8 protein-coding genes are annotated in these 9,161 nt (G+C 68.0%); 2 read left to right on the top strand and 6 right to left on the bottom strand.

What is annotated here, in order from left to right; genetic code table 11:
* Positions 1–829 precede the first annotated feature (829 nt).
* The 5 genes from ACIBK2_RS08285 to ACIBK2_RS08265 form a co-directional block, all read right to left on the bottom strand.
* Positions 830–2,233, bottom strand: coding sequence for a M1 family metallopeptidase (locus tag ACIBK2_RS08285; protein ID WP_396964988.1), 1,404 nt, complete (start codon positions 2,231–2,233; stop codon positions 830–832).
* 69 nt (positions 2,234–2,302) lie between these two features.
* A complete protein-coding gene (locus ACIBK2_RS08280; RefSeq protein ID WP_396964986.1) occupies positions 2,303–2,941 on the bottom strand; it encodes a LysE family translocator in 639 nt (212 codons plus the stop codon).
* A 53-nt stretch (positions 2,942–2,994) separates the two neighbouring features.
* Positions 2,995–3,663, bottom strand: coding sequence for a DUF3239 domain-containing protein (locus ACIBK2_RS08275; RefSeq protein WP_396964984.1), 669 nt, complete (start codon positions 3,661–3,663; stop codon positions 2,995–2,997).
* Positions 3,664–3,704: 41 nt separating this feature from the next.
* Positions 3,705–5,363 carry a DNA repair helicase XPB gene (locus tag ACIBK2_RS08270; RefSeq protein ID WP_396964982.1) on the bottom strand — a complete coding sequence of 553 codons (1,659 nt, stop codon included), beginning with the start codon at positions 5,361–5,363 and terminating at the stop codon, positions 3,705–3,707.
* A 103-nt stretch (positions 5,364–5,466) separates the two neighbouring features.
* Positions 5,467–6,069 (bottom strand): GNAT family N-acetyltransferase, encoded by a 603-nt coding sequence (locus ACIBK2_RS08265; protein ID WP_396964980.1) that lies wholly within the window; start codon positions 6,067–6,069, stop codon positions 5,467–5,469.
* A gap of 107 nt (positions 6,070–6,176) precedes the next feature.
* Here ACIBK2_RS08265 and ACIBK2_RS08260 point away from each other — a divergent pair, with 107 nt between their 5' ends.
* Together ACIBK2_RS08260 and ACIBK2_RS08255 are read left to right on the top strand one after the other, a co-directional pair.
* Positions 6,177–7,082, top strand: coding sequence for a sigma-70 family RNA polymerase sigma factor (locus tag ACIBK2_RS08260; protein WP_396964978.1), 906 nt, complete (start codon positions 6,177–6,179; stop codon positions 7,080–7,082).
* 159 nt (positions 7,083–7,241) lie between these two features.
* Positions 7,242–8,414, top strand: a complete 1,173-nt coding sequence (locus ACIBK2_RS08255) for a pyridoxal phosphate-dependent aminotransferase (RefSeq protein WP_379282192.1) — start codon at positions 7,242–7,244, stop codon at positions 8,412–8,414.
* Between the two features lie 33 nt (positions 8,415–8,447).
* Here the strand turns inward: ACIBK2_RS08255 and ACIBK2_RS08250 are convergent, their stop codons facing one another.
* Positions 8,448–9,155 carry a trimeric intracellular cation channel family protein gene (locus tag ACIBK2_RS08250; RefSeq protein WP_396964975.1) on the bottom strand — a complete coding sequence of 236 codons (708 nt, stop codon included), beginning with the start codon at positions 9,153–9,155 and terminating at the stop codon, positions 8,448–8,450.
* Between the last annotated feature and the right edge of the window lie 6 nt (positions 9,156–9,161).

The raw sequence follows: 9,161 nt of genomic DNA, 5'->3' as shown, positions 1-9,161 counted from the left end.
CCGAAACCAGAATCTGCGCACTCTCTCAGGACCTGCACTGGGGCGAATGCCGAGAAAGAGTGCGGATCCGCAATCGAACCGGGAACACACCCCGCCCCGAGCGCCCAGCCCCCACCCCACCAAGCCGAAACCAGAATCTGCGCACTCTCTCGGGACCTGCACTGGCTTTAGGGCCCTATTCCGAGTGCCGATCCCGAGACAGAGTGCAGATCCTGGAGACACCGGCTCACCGAGCGCCCCGTGGGTCTGATCGACCATCGAAACCGCCGCCGACCACCCGCTCTTGTCCAAAGCGCTTGTGACGTAACCACAGCCAGATGACCACCTCAGCAACGCGACATCGCGCACCTGACGTGCACCTAAAGCCGGGTACGGCAGGCGACGTGCCCAGCACTACTCACGGGAAAACGTGGATAGGTCTTCAGCTTCTCTGGACTGTCCACCTGCGGAGTCCTAAGCAGCACTTGCCCGGAAAGGTCCACCTTTTCGAGGGTCTCTGGGTGTACTGGTCCGGGTTGGTCTACTGAGAGATCTCCGATGGTGTGCTGTCCCAGAGGTTTTCGACTGGTTCATCGGATGACCGGAGTAGTGCTGAGCACGTCAGGTGAGGTACCCGACCTTCTCTTCCGCAGCCTGTGATGGGCAGCGTGTGGGTTCCAGCGTGAGGACTGGCTGTGGTCCGGTTGAAAGAGGCTGGGGAAAACGAGCCGAGTCAAAGGGTCGTTGGGCGTCATCGAGGCGAGTCAAAGGGTCGTTGGGTGTCATCGAGGCGAGTCATATGGTTGCTGTTGAAGATCAACAAGCGACCATATGACTCGACTCGATGAAGTCAGCCGCGCAGGGTGCCGGGGTAGAGGTACTCGTCCGGCGGCGGGGTGTTCTGGTTGAGCCAGGCGTCGAAGAAGCCGGTCAGATCCGTTGGTGACTTGGACTGGACGAAGGTGCGGAACTCGGGCATGGACGCGTTGCCGTAGGCGTGGCCTGCGTTGAAATCTCTTACCGCCGCGAAGAATACGTCGTCGCCGAGCTGTCTGCGCAGGGCGTGCAGGAACAGCGGGCCGCGGTAGTAGACCGACGTGAATTCCTTTCCGGCGCCGGGGTTTGCCAGCGGGATCTCCCAGAACTCGCTGGTGCCCTGGTACTTCTGGATGGTCTGCCGGTACTGCTGGTCGACGTCCTTGCCTTCCTTGTGCTCCGGCCACAGGTAGTCGGCGGTGTAGCTGGCGAAGCATTCGTTGAGGCAGACGTCGGACCACTGCCGCACCGACACCGAATCGCCCCACCACTGGTGGGTGATCTCGTGCACCGCGGTCGGCAGGTCGGTCCACGGTGCGTAGATCGGGCGGGTCTGGGTTTCCAGCGAGAACAGGATGTCGGCGTCCACGTAGATGCCGCCGGACGACTCGAACGGGTAAGGGCCGTAGAGGCTTTCGATGAAGTCGAGGATCTCCGGCAGGCGCTGCTCGGTCTCCCGGTTCCGTTCCGCCTGCGGGGCGAAGGCACTGATCAGTGGAGTGCCGTTGGCGCGCTGCTGGTCCAGGAAGCTGAACTTGTCGATCGCGATGGTGGTCAGGTAGCCGATCACCGGCTGGTGCGCCTCCCAGCTGACCGTCCGCCGCTCGCCCTGCACCTCGTCCTGGGTGCGCAGGCCGTTGGAGACGACCTCCCACTCCGCGGGGACGGTCGCGTGCAACGCGAAAGTCGCCTTGTCCAACGGGGTGTCGTTGAGCGGGTACCAGCTGGTCGCGGAGTGCGGCTCGCCCGCGGCGAAGGCGCCGCCGCTCGGCGCGTACGTCCAGCCGTTGCCCTCGGTGTTCTCGGCGATGCCCGCGTACTCCACGGTGACCGTGAACGGAAGACCGGGCAGCAGCGGCAGCGTCGGCGTCACGGTGAGTTCGTGCTCGCCGTTGCGGTTGAACCCGGCGGGCATGTTGTTCACCGACACCGTGCGCACCGCGGGCCCGGCGAAGTCCAGGTTGAACGCGCGCAGCGCCTGGGTCGAGACGGCGTCGATGCGGGTGGTCCCGGTGAGCTGGTGGCCGGCCGGGTCGTAGTCGATGGTGACGTCGTAGTGGCGGGCGTCGTAGCCGCCGTTGCCGTCCTCCGGGTAATACGGGTCGCCGAGCCCGGACGATCCGGTGAACGGATCGGGCGGCGGGTCGGCCGCCGCGGGCCCCGTTGCGGTGACCAGCGCGCCGACCACCGCGGCACACATCCAGCCGGACAACCTCATTCGACAACCACCCCTTTTCGCCCCCACTTTTCGGTACGGCCGTACCGACCTCGCTAAATGCTAGTCGGTTCAGTCGGTGCTTCCGGTCAGCGCCACCGAGGCGCCGAGCCCGAAGATCATCATCCCGCCTGCCCCGCCGACCGCCGCCAGCCTGCGCGGCGAGCGGGCGAACCAGGTGCGCGCCGAGGACGCCAGCAGCGCCCACGCACTGTCCGAGACCAGCGCGACGGCCAGGAAGATCGAGCCGAGGATCAGGAATTGCAGCGGCAGCGACCCGGCGGCGGGATCGGCGAAATGCGGCAGGATCGCCGCGAAGAAGATGATCGCCTTCGGGTTGGTCAGCCCGACGAGCACGCTCTGCCGCAGCACCTTGGCATCCGGTGCGGGCTCGACCTTGGCGCCGAGCGCGTCGAGCAGCGATTTGCGTTCGCGAAAGGCCTGGACCCCGATGTACATCAGATACAGTGCGCCGGCGAACTTGATCACGGTGAGCGCGAGCGACGAGGCCATCAGCAACGTGCCGAGCCCCACCGCGACGAGCAGCAGCGCGACGAACACGCCTGCACAGTGCCCGGCCACCGACAGCAGGGCGGCCCGCCTGCCGAGCGTGAGCGCGCGCCCGATGGTGAACAGCACACCGGGTCCGGGCACGATGATGAGCACGGTCGCCGCGGCGAGAAACGCCAGCAGGTTTGACGTCGGAACCATCTTCGGAGTCTAAGCGGCGGCGCAACTCCAATAAGGCAAGATCGCTGCCGGTCTCAGGAGCCGAGATCGCCCGGCAGCTGGTGCGGATCGAGCAGCAGGCGCTTGGCGGGCGCTTGCCGGACCTTGTCGGTGAGCGCGAGATTGTCGGTGAGCAAACGCCATTCGGCATCGCTGATGGTGTTCCTGGCCCGGTCGATGACCGCCTGGTCCGTAGTGCCCCACGCGATCGGCATGGCACTGACCGACTGCCAGCGCTCGCCGACCTGCCGCGGCGCCCGGTCCGTGCGCACCGCGACTGAGGGCACCCGCTCCCCCGTCGCCATCGCGTGGCCCGGCAAGGCGTGCACCCGCCGGATCACCAGCGCGTAGCGCGAATCGGTGGCGCCCGGCTTGGCCACGTCGACCAGCGCGAGCAGCACCACACTCGACGGATAGGTCTCCGACACCACCGCGGGCACGAGCTCGCCATTGGTGTAGAGCTTGTCGATGCTGGCGTGCCGCGCGGTCCAGAAGGCCACCCACAGCGCCACCACCGTGCCGAGGATGAAGGCAATGGTGAGCAGGTAGGCCCACGGGTGGTCGAGGTAGATCAAAAAGGCCGCACCCGCGGCGGCGATGATCGCGGCCGCGATAGCCATGATGCGTAGTCGACGCTGGTCGGCGAAGACTTCGTTGACCGCGCGGGCATGCTTGCGGTCGACCGGGAATTCGAAGCGTCGCACGTCCCTATTCCTAGCACAGTTTGCGGAGAAGATGCCTCCACTTATCCGATGGGCGGACCGAGCAGGTCGTCGGCGTCCATGATGCGGTAGGCATACCCCTGTTCGGCCAGAAAACGCTGGCGGTGCGCCGCGTATTCCGCGTCGAGGGTGTCCCGGGCCACCACCGAGTAGAAATGGGCTTGGCCGCCATCATGTTTCGGCCGCAGCAGCCTGCCGAGGCGCTGCGCCTCCTCCTGACGGGAGCCAAAGGTACCCGAAACCTGCACCGCGACCGATGCTTCCGGCAGGTCGATGGAGAAGTTCGCCACCTTGCTGACCACCAGCACCGGGATCTCGCCCTGCCGGAACGCCTCGAAGAGTTCTTCGCGCTCTTTGGTTTTCGTCGAACCCTGGATGATCGGGGCGTTCAGCGCGGCACCCAACTCGTCCAACTGGTCGAGGTACGCGCCGATCACCAGGGTCGGCGCGTCGGCGTGCTTGGCCAGGATCGACTGCACCACCGGGATTTTCGTGCGCGCGGTGGAGCACAGCTTGTAGCGCTCCTCGGGCTCGGCGGTCGCGTAGGACATCCGCTCGGCGTCGGTGAGCGTCACCCGCACCTCGATGCACTCGGCGGGGGCGATCCAGCCCTGCGCCTCGATATCCTTCCACGGCGCGTCATAGCGCTTCGGGCCGATCAGCGAGAACACGTCGCCCTCGCGGCCGTCCTCGCGGACCAGCGTCGCGGTGAGGCCGAGGCGGCGGCGCGACTGCAGGTCGGCAGTCATCCGGAAAACCGGCGCGGGCAGCAGGTGCACCTCGTCATAGATGACCAGGCCCCAGTCGCGGCTGTCGAACAGCTCGAGGTGCTTGTACTCGCCCTTGGTGCGACGGGTGATCACCTGGTAGGTCGCGATGGTGACCGGGCGGATCTCCTTGCGCTCGCCGGAGTATTCGCCGATCTCCTCCTCGGTCAGCGAGGTGCGCGCCAGCAGTTCGCGCCGCCACTGCCGACCCGCGACGGTGTTGGTGACCAGGATCAGCGTGGTCGCCTTGGCCTTCGCCATCGCGGCGGCGCCGACCATCGTCTTGCCCGCGCCACACGGCAGCACCACCACGCCGGAGCCGCCCGCCCAGAACGAGTCGGCGGCCAGCTGCTGGTAGTCGCGCAGGTGCCACTTGTCGTCGGTGTAGTCCAGTTCGATCGGATGCGCCTCGCCGTCGACGTACCCGGCCAGGTCCTCGGCGGGCCAGCCGATCTTCAGCAGCATCTGCTTGATCCGGCCGCGCTCGGAGCCGTGCACGACGACCGTGTCGTCATCGAGCCTGGCCCCGAACATCGGCGCCAGCTTCTTGTGCCGCAGCACCTCCTCGAGCACCGCGCGGTCCAGGCTGACCAGCACCAGACCGTGCGCCGGGTGCTTGACCAGCTGCAACCGCCCGTACCGCGCCATCGTGTCGACGATGTCCACCAGCAACGGCTGCGGCACCGCGTAGCGGGAGAAGCTGACCAGCGCGTCCACCACCTGCTCGGCGTCGTGCCCCGCCGCCCGCGCGTTCCACAGCGCCAACGGCGTCACTCGATAGGTGTGCACATGCTCGGGCGCGCGCTCCAACTCGGCGAACGGCGCGATGGCCTGCCGCGCCGCATCGGCCAACTCATGGTCGACCTCCAACAGCAGCGTCTTATCGCTCTGCACAATCAGCGGACCGTCCGTCACAGCCCCTCCTCGCATCGATTCCGGACCATTCTCCCTGAGACCCCCGACAGCCCGGCACGGCCGGTCCCCTGACCACGACAATTGCCGCGCGGTCGGGGCGGACTCAGCGGGGTTCGGGTGCTCGTTGCAGCGCGCGGTCGAACTCGGCGGGCCAGCCCGCGGCGGGGCCGGGCGGGTCGGTGGGGAGGCGGGCGGCCAGCCAGTGGTCGCGACGCCGACCGCGCTGCAGGCTGCCCTGGCGGGCCAGGCCCTCGTAGTAGAAGCCCGCCCGGCGGGCCACCGCGGCGGAGGGGTAGTTGCCGACGAAGGCGCGCCAGCTGATGCGCCGCAGCGCCAGGCCGGTGGGCCGGAAGCCGTAGTCGCAGACCAGGTTTACCGCCTGGGTCATCAGGCCGCGGGAACGCTCACTCGGGGCGAGCCAGAAGCCGATCTCGGCCGAGGACTCGTCGCGCTCGCCCAGGCCGATCATGCCGACCACCGGGCCACCCTCGTGCAGGCGCAGCGCCCAGGTCGGGCTGTGGCCCGCCCAGCCGGGGCCGACGATGTCGTCGACGAAGGTCTGGGCGTTGTCGCGGGTGTAGGGCACCGGGATGGTCACCCACTCGCCGATGGACGGATCCTGGCAACACTTGGTGATCGCGTCGATGTCCGACGCGGTGGGGATCGACAGCCAGACCGTTCCGTTCGACAGCGCGTGTGCGTCCATCGAGTCATGTTGTCATGAATCCCCCGGCCCGAGCATCGGGTTTCCCGCGCGTCGCCACGGCGGCACCGCGGTAAACCGACCGGCCGGGAGATCGTAGAATCTCCCTGATGGTTGCCGCTCTGCTTGCCGGATTGTTCGAATCACATCGAGCGCATCTGCTCTCGGTCGCGTATCGGCTGACGGGCAGCGTCGGCGACGCCGAGGACGCGGTGCAGGAGAGCTGGCTGCGGCTGGCCGGTGCCCACCAATCCGAGATCGACGACCCGCGCGCCTGGCTGACGACGGTGGTGAGCCGAATCTGCCTGGACCGCTTGCGCAGTGCCGCAGTGCGCCGGGAAACCTATGTGGGGCAATGGCTGCCGGAGCCGGTGGTGACCGATCGCACGCCGTCGAGCACGCCGGATCCGCTGGCGGTGGTGGTCCGCAAGCAGGAGTACCGCCTCGCGGCCATGGTGGTGCTGGACAGCCTGACCCCGCCGCAGCGGGTGGCTTTCGTACTGCACGACGGGCTTTCGGTGCCGTTCGACGAGATCGCCGAGATCCTCGACGTGTCGGTCGAGGCCGCGCGGCAGCTCGCGGTCCGGGCACGCAAGGCCGTGGCGGACACGCCGCCGCCGGTGCCGGATGCCGAGCACGAGGTCGCGGTGCAGCGTTTCCTGACCGCGCTGCAGTCCGGTGACGTGTGCGCGGTTACCGCTGCGCTGCACCCGGATTCGGTGGTGATCGGCGATGCCGACGGCACCACCTCCACCACGGTGAACGTGCTGCGCGGCGCGGACCGGATCGCGCGCTTCTACTTGGGGCTCGTACGCAAGTACGGACTGGACGGCGCCGACGTCGATCCGGCCTACAACTACGAATTCGCTTCGGTCAACGGACAACTGGGCCTGGTGGTCACCGCCGGGTACGGACATCCGCCCAGGGTCATGGGTTTCACCATTCGCGACGGACTGGTCTGGGGCACATACGATCTCGCTAATCCTGCAAAGCTGACCGGCATTCGACTGGGCTGAGCCGCCGAGGCATGTCGCGGGCCGACGGGCATGTGATCAGGGCGTTGCCGGCCGGAGAACCCATCGCTTCGTGCCCGACGTGTCGAGGAAGACCTGGTACGGATCCGACGACCTCCGACGTGGCCGGATTCACAAAGAATCCTGGGCTAGTCTCCGACTATGCCTCCGCAACCCGCGACTGTTGCTCGCCTGCGTCCCTTCGCCTCCACGATCTTCGCGGAGATGACCGAACTCGCCGTTCGGTTCGACGCGGTCAATTTAGGCCAGGGCTTCCCCGACACCGACGGCCCCGCCGGCATGCTCGAGGTCGCCAGGCAGGCCATCGCCGACGGCCTCAACCAGTACCCGCCCGGGCGCGGCATGCCGGTGCTGCGCCGCGCCATCGCCGATGACCGGGCCCGCCGCTACGGCACCCACTACGACCCCGACACCCAGGTGTTGGTCACCGTCGGGGCGACCGAGGCGATCGCCGCCGCCATCCTCGGCCTGGTCGAGCCGGGCTCGGAGGTCGTGCTGATCGAGCCGTACTACGACTCCTATTCCGCCGCAGTCGCTTTGGCCGGCGCGCAGCGGCGTACCGCGCGACTGGTCGCCGACGGCGACCGCTTCGTGCTCGACCTGGACAGCCTGCGCGCCGCGATCACCCCGGCGACCAGGATGCTGGTCGTCAATTCCCCGCACAACCCGACCGGCACCGTGCTTGGCCGCGCGGATCTGCAGGCCATCGCCGAGATCGCCTGTGAGCACGACATTCTGGTGCTCACCGATGAGGTCTACGAGCACCTCGTCTACGACGGCACCGAGCACATCAGCCTCGCCACGCTGCCCGGCATGGCCGAGCGCACCGTCGTGGTGTCCAGTGCGGCAAAGACATTCAGCGTCACCGGCTGGAAGACCGGCTGGGCGTGCGGTCCGGCGGACTTGATCGACGGCGTGCTCGCCGCCAAGCAGTTCCTGACCTTCGTCGCGGGTGGTCCGTTCCAGCCCGCGGTCGCGCACGCGTTGAACCACGAGCTCGAATGGGTGGCCGGACTGCGGGATACGTTGTCCGACAGACGGCTTCGACTCGCCGCCGCACTGGCCGACACCGGCTTCGGGGTGAAGTCCAGTCCCGGCGGCTATTTCGTCTGTGGCGACATCACCCCGCTCGGCGCCACCGACGGCCTCGCGTTCTGCCGGGAACTGCCCAAGCGGCTCGGCGTCGCCGCCGTCCCGGTCAGCGTCTTCGCCGACGACGCCGCGGCCTGGAACCACCTGGTGCGCTTCACCTTCTGCAAGCGCGACGAGACGCTCGACGAAGGCGTGCGCAGGCTCCGGTCCGGCGCGCGATAGCACTGTTCGCTGATCTCCCGCTGTCGCGGGAGATCAGGACGGATGTGGGAGCGTCGGATCGGTCGGCGGCTTGATGCGCGGATACCGACGGGCTTGCGGCGCATGCCAGCCGAAGCGGAGCGCGAGCAGGCGGAAGGCGATCGCGCCGAGGGCGGCCAGCGCGCCGGTCCAGGCCTGATAGACGCCGAAGTGCAGCAGCGTCGCCGTGGCGACGGCGCCGACCAGGGCGGGCACCGCGTAGATCTGTTCGGGCCGAAGCACATTCGGCGTCTGCCCGCCGAGCAGGTCCCGGATCACGCCACCGCCGATCGCGGTGACCAGGCCGAGCAGCGCCGCCGACGGCGCGCCGAGTCCACGCGAGTAGGCGATGACCGTCCCGGTCACGCAGAACAATCCGAGCCCGAAGGCGTCGGCGACCTCGAGCGGGCCTCGGGTCAGCCGCCGGGACGGATGCCAGAAGAAGATCACCGCGGCGGCGAGCACGGCCGTCCACAGATAGCTCAGATCGACGAACGCCGCAGGTGGCGTGCGGCCGATCAGCAGGTCCCGGATGATGCCGCCGCCGAGCGCGGTGGCACAGGCGAGCACCACGATGCCGAAGATGTCGAAATCGCGCCGCACGGCCAGCAGCGCGCCCGAACTCGCGAACGCGAACACCCCGAACAACTCCCCGACATGCTGCACCGCTTCGACCGCCGACCCGAAGTGAGCGGCCGACACCGCCGCACCGAAATCCACCATGCCGCT

This window comes from Nocardia sp. NPDC050175 (assembly GCF_044459885.1).
Lineage (GTDB): Bacteria > Actinomycetota > Actinomycetes > Mycobacteriales > Mycobacteriaceae > Nocardia.
The sequence above is the reverse complement of the archived record's forward strand: the minus strand, read 5'-3'. Positions and strand labels throughout refer to the sequence as shown.

Coding starts and splice junctions, on each gene's coding strand:
- ACIBK2_RS08285 (WP_396964988.1), bottom strand. CDS start 2,233: ATGAGGTTGTCCGGCTGGATGTGTGCCGCGGTGGTCGGCGCGCTGGTC.
- ACIBK2_RS08280 (WP_396964986.1), bottom strand. CDS start 2,941: ATGGTTCCGACGTCAAACCTGCTGGCGTTTCTCGCCGCGGCGACCGTG.
- ACIBK2_RS08265 (WP_396964980.1), bottom strand. CDS start 6,069: ATGGACGCACACGCGCTGTCGAACGGAACGGTCTGGCTGTCGATCCCC.
- ACIBK2_RS08260 (WP_396964978.1), top strand. CDS start 6,177: ATGGTTGCCGCTCTGCTTGCCGGATTGTTCGAATCACATCGAGCGCAT.
- ACIBK2_RS08255 (WP_379282192.1), top strand. CDS start 7,242: ATGCCTCCGCAACCCGCGACTGTTGCTCGCCTGCGTCCCTTCGCCTCC.
- ACIBK2_RS08250 (WP_396964975.1), bottom strand. CDS start 9,155: ATGGTGGATTTCGGTGCGGCGGTGTCGGCCGCTCACTTCGGGTCGGCG.